This is a genomic window from Pseudomonas fulva (assembly GCF_023517795.1).
Taxonomy (GTDB): Bacteria; Pseudomonadota; Gammaproteobacteria; order Pseudomonadales; family Pseudomonadaceae; genus Aquipseudomonas; species Aquipseudomonas fulva_D.
In genome coordinates this window covers 5,088,580-5,102,748 of sequence record NZ_CP082928.1, presented here as the reverse complement: position 1 = coordinate 5,102,748, position 14,169 = coordinate 5,088,580, and the positions used below count along the sequence as shown (strand labels likewise).

The following is a 14,169-nucleotide window of genomic DNA, read 5'->3' as shown; positions in this document are numbered from 1 at the left end:
GACTTTCGATCCAGGATACCCTCCATAACCAATGCCTTCTTCTCGACCTAAACCCTTGAATTCAAAGGCATTGGCCCTGCGCTATCCGGCGCTCGCCCTGGCGGTTTGTGCCGTGCTCAGCGGTTGCCAGAGCCTCGATCAACAGCAGGTCGAGAATGGGCCGACGGTGGATCTGAGCGGCAGAACGCCGCATCAGCCGTTGTGGATCGAAGGCACGGCCAAGGCCGAACAGCCCAAGGATATCTGGGAGCGGGTGCGTTCCGGCTATCAGTTGCAGGATGCCATCGGCGTCAACCCGCGTATCGAGCAGCAGCGCCTGTGGTTCTCCAGCAACCCGTCGTTCGTCGAGAAGGCCGGTGAGCGCAGCAACCCCTACATTCATTACATCGTCGAGCGTCTCGAAGAGCGCAACATGCCGATGGAGCTGGCGCTCCTGCCGATGATCGAGAGCGCTTACAACCCGTTCGCCTACTCGCCGGCCGATGCCGTCGGCCTGTGGCAGTTCATCCCCTCCACGGGGCGCAACTTCAACCTGCGCCAGACCCGCTGGTACGACGGCCGCCGCGATGTCACGGCGTCCACCCAGGCGGCCATGGATTACCTGGCGCGCCTGCACGAGATGTTCAACGGTGACTGGCTGCTGGCCCTGGCGGCCTACAACGCCGGTGAAGGCCGCGTGAGCCGCGCCATCGAGCGCAACCAGAAGCTCGGCCTGCCGACCGACTACTGGAACCTGTCGCTGCCCCAGGAAACCCAGAACTACGTGCCCAAGCTATTGGCCCTGTCCCAGGTGGTCATGGCGCCGGATGCCTATGGCGTGAGCCTGGCACCGATCGCCAACCAGCCCTACTTCGAGGAGGTGGAGCTCAAGCAGCGCATGGATCTGGCCCGCGTCGCCGCCCTGGCCGAGGTCGATGAAGACGAGCTGTACCTGCTCAATCCGGCCTTCAAGAAACGCATCACCATGGACGGCCCGCAGCACCTGCTGGTGCCGACCCAGAAGGTCGAACTGCTGACGGCCAACCTGTCGACGCTCAAGCCCGAGGAGCGTGGCCTGCAGGAATACGTGGTGCGCGCCGGCGACAACCTGCACGGCATCGCCAATCGCTACGAGCTGAGCGTTGCCAGCATCAAGGAGCTCAACCAGCTCAGCGGCAATACCCTGGCCGTGGGTCAGCACCTGAACCTGCCGACCCGCCTGCAGGCCGTGCCTGACCAGGCGCCGCAACGCACCGTCAACACGGCGGTGGCCTCGCGCAACTACACCATCCGCAATGGTGACAACCTCTGGCAGATCGCCAAGGCCCACAACGTGTCGGTCAACGATATCCAGCGCTGGAACGCCCTGAAAGGCAATTCGCTGCGCGTCGGGCAGACCATCAGGCTGCAGGGTGGCGGTTCCACCACCAGAACCGTCGCCCAGCGTGACGGCGTCACCTACTACAAGGTGCGCAAGGGCGACTCCCTGCACCTGATCGCCAAGCGTTTCAACGTGCAGATGAAAAACCTGCAGAGCTGGAACCCGCGCACCGGCAAGGCCCTGAAACCAGGCCAGGTACTGACCCTGCGGCTGCCTGACTGACGCGCGTTGCAATACCTTTGACGCGAGCCGCCGGGGCCGCTCTTTTTCCTGTACAGACAAGCTGTTACTGTACGGAAATCTTGCTGCCCCGGACCGGATATTGCTCTTGAGACGCCCTTTCCTCTCGCTGTTTTTTGGCCTGGCCACCAGCTTCCCGGCCTGGGCAACGCTCAGCGAAAGCCATGGCTATGCGCAGTTCGGCGCACTCAAGTATCCCGCCAGTTTCACCCACTTCGACTGGGTCAACCCCGAAGCCCCCAAGGGCGGCACCTTGCGCATCATGGCCGCGGGCAGCTTCGACACGCTCAACCCCTACACCCTGAAGGGCACCAGCCCGGTGGCCACCGCCAACTTTCTTCAATACGGCGTGACCGAGCTGAACGAGCCGCTGATGGTGGGCACCGGGCTCTACGATCCGTCCGGCGACGAGCCTGCTTCCAGCTACGGGCTGATCGCCAGTTCCGTGGAATACAGCGAAGACCGCAGCTGGGTGGTGTTCAACCTGCGCCCGGAGGCGCGATTCCACGATGGCAAGCCCATCACCGCCTATGACGTGGCGTTTTCCTACCGATTGCTGCGCAAGGAAGGCCACCCGCAGTACCGCACCAGTCTGCAGGAAGTGAAACGGGTCGATATCCTCAACCGCCATCGCGTGCGCTTCGTGCTCAAGCGGGCCAACAATCCGTTGCTGATCCTGCGCCTCGGCGAGCTGCCGGTGTTGCCCCAGCACTACTGGAAAGACCGCGACTTCAAGGCCACTACTTTCGAACCGCCGCTGGGCAGCGGCCCCTACCGCATCACCCGGGTCAATCCGGGGCGCAGCCTGACCTTCGAACGGGTCGGAGACTGGTGGGGCGCGTCCTTGCCGGTCAACCGCGGCAAATACAACTTCGACCGGGTCGAGGTGGACTTCTACCGTGACAGCCATGTCGCCTTCGAGGCCTTCAAAGCCGGCGAATTCGATTTCTATATCGAGCAACAGGCGAAGAACTGGGCCAACAACTACCGCTTCCCGGCGGTGACCCGTGGCGACGTGGTGCGGGCGGAAATCCCCCACCAGATCCCCACCCAGACCCAGGCGCTGTTCATGAATACCCGCCGCGCCACCTTCGAGGATGCGCGCGTGCGCGAAGCCCTGGGCCTGATGTTCGATTTCGAGTGGACCAACCGCACCCTGTTCAACAGCTCCTACACCCGCGCCGCCAGCTACTACCCGAACAGCGAGTTTTCCGCCAGGGGCAAACCCGAGGGCGCCGAATGGCTGCTGCTGTCTCCATTTCGCGGTCAGTTGCCGGCAAGATTGTTCACCGAACCGTTCAGGATGCCGGTGACCGATGGCCGTGGCATTCCCCGGGAAACCATGCGCCGCGCGCTCGGTCTACTTGCCGAGGCAGGCTACAAACCCTCCGGCCAGCGCCTCGCCAATGCCAAGGGCCAGCCGCTGCGTTTCGAGATCCTGCTGGTCAATCCCAACCTGGAGCGCATTCTCCAGCCATTCACCGAGAACCTGGCCAGCATCGGCATCCAGGCCAACTTGAGAACCGTGGATCGCTCCCAATACAAACAACGCCTGGATCGCTTCGAGTTCGACATGATCCTGCTGACCCTGCCGCAAACCCTCAGCCCTGGCCTGGAGCAATCCCTGTACTTCCACTCCAGCCAGGCCAGCGTGAAGGGCGGCAAGAATTACGCCGGCATCGTTGATCCGGTCGTCGACGCCCTGCTCGAAAAGCTGCTCGCCGCCCGTACCCGCGACGAACAGGTGGCCGCGACCCGGGCCCTGGATCGGGTGATGCTCTGGCAGTACTACACCATACCCAACTGGTACATCGACTATCACCGCCTGGCGTACCGCAACCGCTTTGCCTTCGTCGCCACGCCGCCCTACACGCTGGGGCTGCGCAGCTGGTGGCTGAAACCCACGGAGACCACCCAATGACGCGCCCACTGCGTTCATTTCTCATGCACGGCAGCGCCCTGCTGCTGCTCGGCCTCGCCAGCCTGGCCCAGGCCGCCCCGCAACACGCCCTGACGCTGTACGGCGAGGCGCCGAAATACCCGGCCAACTTCAAGCATTTCGATTATGTGAACCCCGATGCGCCCAAGGGCGGCGTGCTGCGTCTGCCGGGCCTCAACGGCTTCGACAGCTTCAACCCGTTCATTCCCAAGGGCAATCCGGCCGACCGTATCGGCCTGATCTACGACACCCTCACCTACCATTCGCCGGATGAGCCCTTCACCGAATACGGCCTGCTCGCCGAAAAGGTCGAGAAAGGGGCCGACGACAGTTACGTGCGCTTCCATCTCAACCCCAAGGCACGCTTTCACGACGGCGAGCCGGTCACCGCCGAGGACGTGATCTTCACCTTCAACACCTTGCTCGAACATGGCGACCCGCTGTACCGGCACTATTACGCCGACGTGGCCGACGTGGTCGCCGAGAACCCACGCACCGTGCGCTTCAACTTCAAGCATGCCGGCAACCGCGAGCTGCCGCTGATCCTCGGCCAGTTGCAGGTGCTGCCCAAGCACTGGTGGGCTGACCGTGATTTTTCCCGGGGCAGCCTGGAGCCGCCGCTGGGCAGCGGCCCCTACCGCATCGCCAGCTTCTCACCGAACAGCTCCATCCGCTTCGAACGCGTGAAGGACTGGTGGGCCAAGGACCTGCCGGTGGCCCGCGGGATGTACAACTTCGACGAAATCCGTATCGAGTACTTTCGCGACATGGCCGTGGCCCTGGAGGCCTTCAAGGCCGGCCAGTTCGACGTCAACCTCGAGTACTCGGCCAAGGACTGGGCCACCGGCTACAACTCGCCGGCGCTGCGCGCCGGCCGCTTCGTCCAGGAAGCCTTCCCCAACCGCAACCCGGCCGGCATGCAGGGCTTCGTGTTCAATACCCGCAAGCCGATGTTCCAGGACCCTCGGGTGCGTGAGGCGATCGCCCAGCTGTTCGATTTCGAATGGGCCAACAAGCAGCTGTTCTACGGGGCCTACAAGCGCACCCACAGCTACTTCGAGAACTCGGAAATGGCCGCCCGGGGCCTGCCCAGCCCGGCCGAGCTGAAGCTGTTGGAGCCGCTGCGCGGGCAGATTCCCGATCGCGTGTTCACCGAAGCCTTCGCACCGCCGGTCAGCGACGGCAGCGGCATCATTCGCGACCAGGCGCGCCGCGCCTATCAGCTGCTCACCGAGGCCGGCTACCGGATCGAGAACGACAAGATGGTCGATGCCAATGGCAACCAGCTGGCATTCGAATTCCTCAACACCCAGGCCAACCTGGAGCGGGTGATCCTGCCATTCAAGCGCAACCTGGCCGAACTGGGCATCGACCTGCAGATTCGCCGCGTCGACGTTTCCCAGTACATGAACCGCCTGCGCTCGCGGGACTTCGACATGACGTCGTCGATCTGGCCGCAATCCAGCTCGCCCGGCAACGAGCAGCGCGAATTCTGGCACTCCAGCAGTGCCGACAACCCGGGCAGCCGCAACCTCATCGGGTTGCGTGACCCGGCGATCGACAAACTGGTCGAGGGGCTGATCCAGGCCGACTCCCGCGAGTCGCTGATCACCCATACCCGCGCCCTGGATCGCGTGCTGCTGTGGGGCAACTACGTGGTGCCCAACTACTACGTGGATGCCTACCGTGTCGCCTACTGGAAGCGCTTCGGCCATCCCGAGAAATCGCCGCTCTACGACTATGGCCTGATGACCTGGTGGCAGGAAAAGCCGATCGGCGAAGTGATCAGCCGCGACGATGCGTCCACCCCCGAGCAGGAAGCCCGCTAGATGCTCGCCTATATCCTGCGGCGCCTGCTGCTGATCATCCCGACCGTGTTCGGCATTCTGGTCATCAACTTCGCGATCATTCAGGCCGCGCCCGGCGGCCCGGTAGAACAGATGATTGCCAAGCTCGAGGGCTTCGACGCGGCCGCCGGCGGCGCCACGGGGCGCATCTCCGGTGGCGGCGGCGAGGTGTCCACCGCCGGCTCCAACTACCGCGGCGCCCAGGGCCTGGATCCGGAGCTGATCGCCGAAATCGAGAAGATGTACGGTTTCGACAAGTCGGCCCCCGAACGCTTCTGGATCATGATCAAGAACTACGCCAGGCTGGACTTCGGCGAAAGCTTCTTTCGCGATGCCAAGGTCATCGACCTGATCGTGGAAAAGATGCCGGTGTCCATTTCCCTGGGGTTGTGGAGCACGCTGATCATGTACCTGGTGTCCATCCCGCTGGGTATCGCCAAGGCCACCCGACACGGCAGCGCCTTCGACGTGTGGACCAGCTCGGCGATCATCGTCGGTTACGCCATTCCGGCGTTCCTGTTCGCCATCCTGCTGATCGTGCTGTTCGCCGGCGGCAGCTACTGGGACTTCTTCCCGCTGCGCGGCCTGACGTCCAGCAACTTCGAGGAGCTGAGCCTGAGCGGCAAGATCCTCGACTACTTCTGGCACCTGGCCCTGCCGGTCACCGCCCTGGTGATCGGCAACTTCGCCACCCTGACGCTGCTGACCAAGAACAGCTTTCTCGACGAGATCAACAAGCAGTACGTGACCACCGCCAGGGCCAAGGGCCTGAGCAACGCCCGGGTGCTCTACGGCCACGTGTTCCGTAACGCCATGCTGCTGATCATCGCCGGTTTCCCGGCCGCCTTCATCGGCATCTTCTTCACCGGCTCACTGCTCATCGAGGTGATCTTCTCCCTCGACGGCCTGGGCCTGTTGAGTTTCGAGGCGGCGATCAACCGCGATTACCCGGTGGTCTTCGGCACCCTGTTCATCTTCACCTTGCTGGGACTGGTCGTGAAACTGATCGGTGACATCACCTACACCCTGGTCGATCCACGCATCGACTTCGAAAGCAGGGAGGCCTGAACCATGGCACTTTCCCCGCTCAATCAGCGCCGTTTCGAGCGCTTCAAGGCCCACAAGCGCGGCTGGTGGTCGCTGTGGATCTTTCTCGCGCTGTTCTTCGTGACCCTGGGCGCCGAGCTGATCGCCAACGACAAGCCGCTGGTGGTCAGCTATGACGGCCAGTACTACTTCCCGGTGCTCAAGCGCTACCCGGAAACCACCTTTGGCGGTGAATTTCCGCTGCAGGCCAACTACAAGAGCCCGTATATCCAGGAGCTGATCGAGCAGAAGGACGGCTGGATGGTCTGGCCGCCGATCCCCTTCAGCTATTCGAGCATCAACTACGACCTCAAGGTGCCCGCCCCCGCACCGCCCTCGGCAGCCAACTGGCTGGGCACCGACGACCAGGGCCGCGACGTGCTGGCCCGGGTCATCTATGGCTTTCGGATTTCCGTGCTGTTCGCCCTGGCGCTGACCCTGGCCAGTTCGGTGATCGGCGTTGCCGCCGGCGCCCTGCAGGGTTTCTACGGCGGCTGGGTGGACCTGGCCGGGCAACGCTTCCTGGAGATCTGGTCGGGCCTGCCGGTGCTTTACCTGCTGATCATTCTGGCCAGCTTCGTGCAGCCCAACTTCTGGTGGCTGCTCGGCCTGATGCTGCTGTTTTCCTGGATGAGCCTGGTGGACGTGGTGCGCGCCGAGTTCCTGCGCGGCCGCAACCTCGAATACGTGCGTGCAGCCCGTGCCCTGGGCATGCGCAATGGGGCGATCATGTTCCGCCATATCCTGCCCAATGCCATGGTCTCGACCATGACCTTCCTGCCGTTCATCGTCACGGGCGCCATCGGCACCCTCACCGCCCTGGACTTCCTGGGCTTCGGCCTGCCGGCCGGCGCACCGTCGCTCGGCGAGCTGGTCGCCCAGGGCAAGTCCAACCTGCAGGCGCCCTGGCTGGGCATCAGTGCCTTCGCCGTACTGGCCATCATGTTGAGCCTGCTGGTGTTCATCGGCGAAGCGGCTCGCGATGCGTTCGACCCGAGGAAATAAGATGAGCCACCCCGATAACCTCGTCGAAATCCGCGACCTCTCCGTCGCCTTCGTCAACGGCGACAGCAGCCGCAGCGTGGTCAAGCACATCAACTTCGAGATTCGCCGGGGCGAGACCCTGGCGCTGGTCGGTGAAAGCGGCTCCGGCAAGTCGGTGACCGCCCACTCGATCCTGCGCCTGCTGCCCTACCCCCTGGCCCAGCATCCCAGTGGCCGTATCAACTATGGCGGCGAAGACCTGCTCAAACTGCCCGAACGCAAACTGCGTGGCATCCGCGGCAACCGCATCGCCATGGTGTTCCAGGAACCGATGACCTCGCTGAACCCGCTGCACAGCATCGAAAAACAGATCAATGAAGTACTTGCCCTGCACAAGGGCCTGCGCGGCAAGGCCGCTACCCAGCGCACCCTGGAGCTGCTGGAGCTGGTCGGCATCCCGGAACCGCACAAGCGCCTCAAGGCCCTGCCCCATGAGCTGTCGGGCGGCCAACGCCAGCGGGTGATGATCGCCATGGCACTGGCCAACGAGCCGGAGCTGCTGATCGCCGACGAGCCGACCACCGCGCTGGACGTGACCGTGCAACTGAAGATCCTCGAGCTGCTCAAGGACCTGCAGGCGCGCCTGGGCATGGCCATGCTGATCATCACCCATGACCTCAAGCTGGTACGCCGTATCGCGCAACGCGTGTGCGTGATGCAGAACGGCGAGCTGGTCGAGCAGGCGGATTGCGAAACGCTGTTCACCACGCCGCAGCACCCCTACACCTGCGAGCTGCTGGCCGCCGAGCCGGACGGCGACCCGGTCGCCAGCGAAGACGCGCAGACGCTGCTGGCCGTGGAGGACCTGCGGGTCTGGTTCCCGATCAAGAAAGGGTTGCTGCGCCGCACGGTCGACCACGTCAAGGCCGTGGACGGCATCAACTTCAGCCTGCAACGTGGCCAGACCCTTGGCATCGTGGGCGAGAGCGGCTCGGGGAAATCGACCCTGGGCCTGGCGATCCTGCGCCTGATCGGCAGTCAGGGCCGCATCCGCTTCGGCGATCACCACCTGGACGGCCTGTCCCAGGGCGACGTGCGCCCACTACGCCGTGAAATGCAGGTGGTCTTCCAGGACCCCTTCGGCAGCCTCAGCCCGCGCATGACGGTGGGCATGATCGTCGGTGAAGGGCTGCGCATCCATCGCATCGGCACCGCGGCCGAACAGGAGCAGGCGATCATCGATGCGCTGCAGGAAGTCGGCCTGGATCCGCAAAGCCGCCATCGTTACCCCCACGAGTTTTCCGGTGGGCAGCGTCAGCGCATCGCCATCGCCCGCGCCCTGGTGCTCAAGCCGGCGCTGATCCTCCTTGACGAGCCGACCTCGGCCCTGGACCGCACCGTGCAGCGCCAGGTGGTCGACCTGCTGCGCTCGCTGCAGGCCAAGTACAACCTGAGCTACCTGTTCATCAGCCATGACCTGGCGGTGGTCCGCGCGATCAGCCATCAATTGATGGTGGTGAAACAGGGCCAGGTCGTCGAGCAAGGCGACGCCAGGGCAATCTTTCAGGCGCCGCAACATCCCTATACCCAGCAGCTTCTGGAAGCGGCATTTCTCACCGACGTCAAACCTGAAACAGCCTGAGCCGGTGCCTGAGCCTGCGGCGCCGGTTCAACACGGCGCCAACGGGATCGTCCGCGCTGGAAAGTCTGCAGATACACAAAGGCCCCGAAATCGGGGCCTTTGTCGTTGCAGCGGATACGGGCCTTAATAACGCTCGATATCCGCCTTGCTTTCCAACAGCTTGCGGTAGGCGGCGAAATCCTCCTGGCCGCTGCGCGAGGCGAGGAAACGGCGGTACATGGCCTTCTCCTCGTCGCTCAGGGCCTGCTCCGGCTCGCTGACGCCCTTCAGGCGAATCACCACGAAGTCACCATTGGCCAGTACAATGCCGCTGAACTCGGACTTCTCGCCGGTCGGCTTGGGCATCCGGAACAGCGCCTGCAGCACAGCCGGATCGACGCCGTCCTGGTTGCGAGTGGCGGCCTCGACGACCTGCCATTCGGCGCCTTCGGGCTTTACCTTGCCATCACGCAGCTCGGCGACCATCTGCTCGCCAGCGGCCTTGGCGGCCTCACTGGCGCGGGTCTTGGTCAGCTGGGCACGGATGCTGTCGCTGACCTGATCGAGCTCCAGCTGTTGCGGCTTGCGGTGTTCCTTGACGCGGATGACCACCAGGGTATTCGGGTCGAGTTCGATGGCGCTGCTGTTGCTGCCATCTTCCAGCACTTCCTGGCTGAAAGCGGCCTGCAGGACCTGACGGTTGGCGGCAATGCCTTCACCACCCTGGCGACCGAACGGCTCGCTGGTCTGCACCTTCAGGCCCAGTTCCTGGGCGGGTTGCGCCAGGTCCGAGGATTCGAAGGCGGAGTCTTCGAGCTGCTTGGTAGCTTCCACGAAACGCTGCTCGACGCGTTGCGCCTTGAGGTCGGTCTCGAGTTTTTCCTTCAGGCTGTCGAAAGATGGCACGTCAGGGGCCTGGACGCCGAGCAGCTTGATCAGGTGCCAGCCGAACTCGGTGCGCACCGGTGCCGATACTTCATCCTGCTTCAGCGCGTACAGGGCATCCTCGAAGGCCGGGTCGTAAACGCCCTTGCCCGCATAGCCCAGGTCACCGCCTTCGCTGGCCGAGCCCGGGTCCTGAGAGAACTCCTTGGCCAGGGCTGCGAAGTCCTCACCGCCCTGCAAGCGCTTCTGAACCTCTTCGATCCTGGCCTTGGCCTGCTCGTCGCTGACGTCGCCGCCCACCTCGATCAGGATGTGAGCGGCCTGACGCTGTTCGGCCAGGTTGGCGATTTCCGACTCGTAGGCAGCCTTCATTTCGTCGTCGCCAACGGAAACCTGCGAGAAGAAGGCGTCCTTCTTCAGTTCGACGTACTCGATGACCACCTGCTCCGGGCTCATGAACTGAGACTGCTGGGCATCGTAATAAGCCTTCACGTCATCATCGCTGACCTTCACCGCGGCAGGATCCGCCTTGAGGGTGCGGGTCGCGAAGTCACGGGTCTGCTTCTCGAGGCGCGCGAAGGCCGTCACTTCTTCATCGGTGACGAAACCGCTACCGGAGATACCGGCGCGCAGCTGGCCGATCAGCATTTCCTGCTCGAGCATCTGACGGAACTGCATGCGGGTGTAGCCAAGCTGACGAATCACCTGGTCGAAGCGGTCGGCATTGAAGCGCCCCTCCACCTGGAACTCGGGCGTCTGCACGATCACCTGGTCGAGTGCGGCCTGGGAAAAGGCGAACTTGGAGTCCTTGGCGCCCTGCAACAGCAGCGAACGCTCGATCAACCCTTTGAGGGAGGCCTCGCGCAGCAGACGCTCATCCAGCATGGCCGGGTCGAATTCCTTGCCCAGTTGCTGCAGCAACTGGCGGCGCTGCATTTCCACAGCCTGGTTGAGCTCGTTCTGGCTGATCTTCTCGCCATTCACGTCGGCGGCGTTCTGGCTGTTGCCGGTGCCGGTGATGATCGCGTCAACGCCCGTCAACGCCATGAGAACGACGATCAGGCCGATGATGGTTTTGGCAATCCAACCCTGTGAATTGTCCCTGATATTTTGCAGCATGCTTCCCCCAGAACGGCCACGTACTAAAAATGGCCGCGCAGCGTGGGTAAAATCCGGATAGAAGAAAGGCGCATCCTGGGATGCGCCTTCTCGTAACGTGCGAAGCGGATCGGGATCACGACTCTACAATCCCCGGCGTGACAGACCGCATGGTCTTATTGCCGCCCCACAACCGAGCCGGGATTAGCCGACCCGGCGGGCAAAGGCCCGAAGACGCTTAGTTGACGGCGTCTTTCAGTGCTTTACCAGCTTTGAAACCTGGGATCTTGGCAGCGGCGATGCTGATCGGCTTGCCAGTCTGCGGGTTGCGGCCAGTGCGAGCAGCGCGCTCTTTGACAGCGAAAGTACCGAAACCAACCAGTACAACGGAATCACCAGCCTTCAGAGCGCCAGTAACGGATTCAATCACTGCGTCCAGCGCACGGCCAGCAACAGCTTTCGGGATATCAGCAGATGCGGCGATGGCATCGATCAGTTCCGACTTGTTCACTCTAAGTCCCCTTAATTTCGGTTTAGGTTGTTTCTTGATTTTAATGGAAGCGAATCGGGTGCTGGATGGCCTGCCGACACGGTAAGAGCCGCTTTATATCAAGGGCTCCAAAAAAGTGTCAAGGAAGGCATCCGGCTAATGCGTGCTGATTCGCTCCTTGGAATCAGACTCGCGTTTTTCATCCTTTGCAACCAACTCCGGAGCCGCGTCTGGCAAGGGCTCCGGCGCGTATTGCAGCGCAATTTGCAGGACCTCGTCAATCCATTTAACCGGTTTAATCTGCAGGTCCTGCTTGATGTTCTCGGGAATTTCCTTGAGATCGCGAACATTCTCCTGGGGAATGATCACGGTTTTGATTCCACCCCGGTGTGCGGCCAGCAGTTTTTCCTTCAGGCCGCCGATTGCCAATACCTGACCACGCAGGGTGATTTCCCCGGTCATGGCGACATCGGCGCGCACCGGAATCTGCGTCAGCGCCGACACCAGAGCGGTGCACATGCCCACACCGGCACTCGGGCCATCCTTGGGCGTGGCGCCCTCGGGCATGTGGATGTGGATGTCGCGTTTCTCGTAGAAATCCGGCGCCACGCCGAGGCTCTGGGCACGGCTGCGAACCACGGTCTGCGCGGCCGTGATCGATTCGACCATGACATCGCCCAGCGAGCCGGTCTTGATCAGATTGCCCTTGCCGGGCACCACGGCAGCCTCGATGGTCAGCAATTCGCCGCCCACCTGGGTCCAGGCCAGCCCGGTCACCTGACCGATCTGATCCTGCTGTTCGGCGAGACCATAGCGGTGCTTGCGCACGCCCAGGAAATCCTCGAGCGAGTCGGCGGTGACCACGACATGGAAGCGTTTTTCCTTGGCGTGCTTCTTCACCGCACGCCGGCAAACCTTGGCGATCTGCCGCTCGAGGCTGCGTACGCCCGCCTCGCGCGTGTAGTAACGAATGATGTCACGGATCGCCGCTTCCTCGAATTCCAGCTCGGTCTTCTTCAAACCGTTGGCCTGAATCTGCTTTGGTGCGAGGTATTTGGTGGCGATATTGACCTTCTCGTCTTCGGTGTAACCCGGCAGGCGAATCACTTCCATGCGGTCCAGCAGCGCGGCTGGAATGTTCATGGAGTTGGCGGTGCACAGGAACATCACGTCGGACAGGTCGTAGTCGACTTCCAGATAGTGGTCGTTGAAGTTGTGGTTTTGCTCCGGGTCGAGCACCTCGAGCAGCGCCGAAGCCGGATCGCCGCGCATGTCCTGGCCCATCTTGTCGATTTCGTCGAGCAGGAACAGGGGGTTGCGCACGCCGACCTTGGTCATCTTCTGGATCAGGCGACCCGGCATGGAGCCGATGTAGGTACGGCGGTGACCGCGGATTTCCGCTTCGTCGCGCACCCCGCCCAGGGCCATGCGCACGAACTTGCGATTGGTCGCGCTGGCGATCGACTCGGCCAGCGAGGTCTTGCCCACGCCAGGCGGGCCGACCAGGCACAGAACCGGGCCCTTGAGCTTCTTCACGCGCTTCTGCACGGCGAGGTACTCGAGGATGCGTTCCTTGACCTCCTCGAGGCCGTAGTGATCGGCATCGAGGATGTTCTCGGCGCGCGCCAGGTCCAGGCGCACCTTGCTCTGCGCTTTCCATGGCACGTTCACCAGCCAGTCGATGTAGGAGCGCACCACGGTGGCTTCGGCAGACATCGGCGACATCTGCTTGAGCTTGTTCAGCTCGGCCTGGGCCTTGCCATAGGCTTCCTTGGTGAGCCCGGCGTTTTCGATGCGGCGCTTGAGCTCATCGAGCTCGTTATGGCCCTCTTCGCTGTCGCCCAGCTCTTTCTGAATGGCCTTCATCTGCTCATTCAGGTAGTACTCACGCTGGCTGCGCTCCATCTGCTTCTTCACGCGGCCACGGATGCGTTTCTCGACCTGCAGCAGGTCGATCTCCGCGTCCAGCAGGGCCAGCACGTGCTCGACCCGGGTCGGCAGGTCGACGATCTCAAGGATTTCCTGCTTCTGCTCGATCTTGAGCACCATGTGCGCGGCCATGGTATCGACCAGGCGGCTGGGCTCATCGATGCTGTTGAGCGAGGAAAGCACCTCGGCCGGCACCTTCTTGCCCAGTTGCACGTACTGCTCGAACTGGCTGAGCAGGCTGCGGGTGAACACCTCGCTCTCACGCTCGGGAGCTTCGACCTCGTCGAGCAGCTGCACTTCAGCGGCGCTGTAGCCGTCGGCCTCGATGAACTGCTCGATCTCGCCGCGCTGCTCGCCCTCGACCAGCACCTTGACGGTGCCATCGGGCAACTTGAGCAGTTGCAGCACCGTGGCGACGGTGCCGACTCGGTAGAGCCCTTCTTCACTCGGTTCATCGTCCGCGGGATCTTTCTGGGCGAGCAGCAGGATCTGCTTCTCACCATTCATCGCCGCTTCGAGCGCTTCGATGGATTTCTCACGGCCTACGAAAAGCGGGATGACCATGTGCGGATAGACCACGACATCGCGCAAAGGCAGGAGAGGCAATTCGATGGTTGTCTTCATGATTTTGAGCTCTACGGCGGCCTTGCGGCCGTAAACGGTGGGATTACCCTTGACCCTAAGATGGGG

Annotated in this window: 9 protein-coding genes; 6 read left to right on the top strand and 3 right to left on the bottom strand. The window is 62.8% G+C overall.

Features of this window, described 5'->3' with window-relative positions; all coding sequences use genetic code 11:
- The first annotated feature begins 31 nt into the window (after window positions 1-31).
- From K8U54_RS23575 to K8U54_RS23550, 6 genes are all read left to right on the top strand, one after another.
- The gene (locus K8U54_RS23575) at window positions 32-1,582 is read left to right on the top strand and encodes a LysM peptidoglycan-binding domain-containing protein (RefSeq protein WP_249908074.1); all 1,551 of its coding nucleotides are present in this window, start codon (window positions 32-34) and stop codon (window positions 1,580-1,582) included.
- A 106-nt stretch (window positions 1,583-1,688) separates the two neighbouring features.
- Window positions 1,689-3,521, top strand: coding sequence for an extracellular solute-binding protein (locus K8U54_RS23570; protein WP_249908073.1), 1,833 nt, complete (start codon window positions 1,689-1,691; stop codon window positions 3,519-3,521).
- Entirely contained in the window at window positions 3,518-5,368 is a 1,851-nt protein-coding gene (locus K8U54_RS23565; RefSeq protein ID WP_249908072.1) for an extracellular solute-binding protein, read from the top strand. The genes K8U54_RS23570 and K8U54_RS23565 overlap by 4 nt, the downstream gene beginning before the upstream one ends.
- Complete coding sequence (locus tag K8U54_RS23560; protein ID WP_249908071.1) at window positions 5,369-6,454, top strand: microcin C ABC transporter permease YejB; 1,086 nt, start codon at window positions 5,369-5,371, stop codon at window positions 6,452-6,454.
- A 3-nt stretch (window positions 6,455-6,457) separates the two neighbouring features.
- Complete coding sequence (locus tag K8U54_RS23555; protein WP_249908070.1) at window positions 6,458-7,477, top strand: ABC transporter permease; 1,020 nt, start codon at window positions 6,458-6,460, stop codon at window positions 7,475-7,477.
- Window position 7,478: 1 nt separating this feature from the next.
- Window positions 7,479-9,098: an ABC transporter ATP-binding protein gene (locus K8U54_RS23550; RefSeq protein ID WP_249908069.1), complete on the top strand. Its 1,620-nt coding sequence runs from the start codon at window positions 7,479-7,481 to the stop codon at window positions 9,096-9,098.
- A gap of 123 nt (window positions 9,099-9,221) precedes the next feature.
- Here the strand turns inward: K8U54_RS23550 and K8U54_RS23545 are convergent, their stop codons facing one another.
- The 3 genes from K8U54_RS23545 to lon form a co-directional block, all read right to left on the bottom strand.
- Window positions 9,222-11,081 (bottom strand): SurA N-terminal domain-containing protein, encoded by a 1,860-nt coding sequence (locus tag K8U54_RS23545; RefSeq protein ID WP_249908068.1) that lies wholly within the window; start codon window positions 11,079-11,081, stop codon window positions 9,222-9,224.
- Window positions 11,082-11,298: 217 nt separating this feature from the next.
- Window positions 11,299-11,571 carry a nucleoid-associated protein HU-beta gene (gene hupB, locus K8U54_RS23540; RefSeq protein WP_003239952.1) on the bottom strand — a complete coding sequence of 91 codons (273 nt, stop codon included), beginning with the start codon at window positions 11,569-11,571 and terminating at the stop codon, window positions 11,299-11,301.
- 135 nt (window positions 11,572-11,706) lie between these two features.
- Window positions 11,707-14,103, bottom strand: coding sequence for an endopeptidase La (gene lon, locus K8U54_RS23535; RefSeq protein ID WP_070887476.1), 2,397 nt, complete (start codon window positions 14,101-14,103; stop codon window positions 11,707-11,709).
- Between the last annotated feature and the right edge of the window lie 66 nt (window positions 14,104-14,169).

Bases quoted from the DNA above. Each gene is read 5' to 3' on its own strand.
- K8U54_RS23555 (WP_249908070.1), top strand. From the start codon at position 6,458: ATGGCACTTTCCCCGCTCAATCAGCGCCGTTTCGAGCGCTTCAAGGCC.
- K8U54_RS23550 (WP_249908069.1), top strand. From the start codon at position 7,479: ATGAGCCACCCCGATAACCTCGTCGAAATCCGCGACCTCTCCGTCGCC.
- K8U54_RS23560 (WP_249908071.1), top strand. From the start codon at position 5,369: ATGCTCGCCTATATCCTGCGGCGCCTGCTGCTGATCATCCCGACCGTG.
- lon (WP_070887476.1), bottom strand. From the start codon at position 14,103: ATGAAGACAACCATCGAATTGCCTCTCCTGCCTTTGCGCGATGTCGTG.
- K8U54_RS23575 (WP_249908074.1), top strand. From the start codon at position 32: ATGCCTTCTTCTCGACCTAAACCCTTGAATTCAAAGGCATTGGCCCTG.
- K8U54_RS23565 (WP_249908072.1), top strand. From the start codon at position 3,518: ATGACGCGCCCACTGCGTTCATTTCTCATGCACGGCAGCGCCCTGCTG.
- K8U54_RS23545 (WP_249908068.1), bottom strand. From the start codon at position 11,081: ATGCTGCAAAATATCAGGGACAATTCACAGGGTTGGATTGCCAAAACC.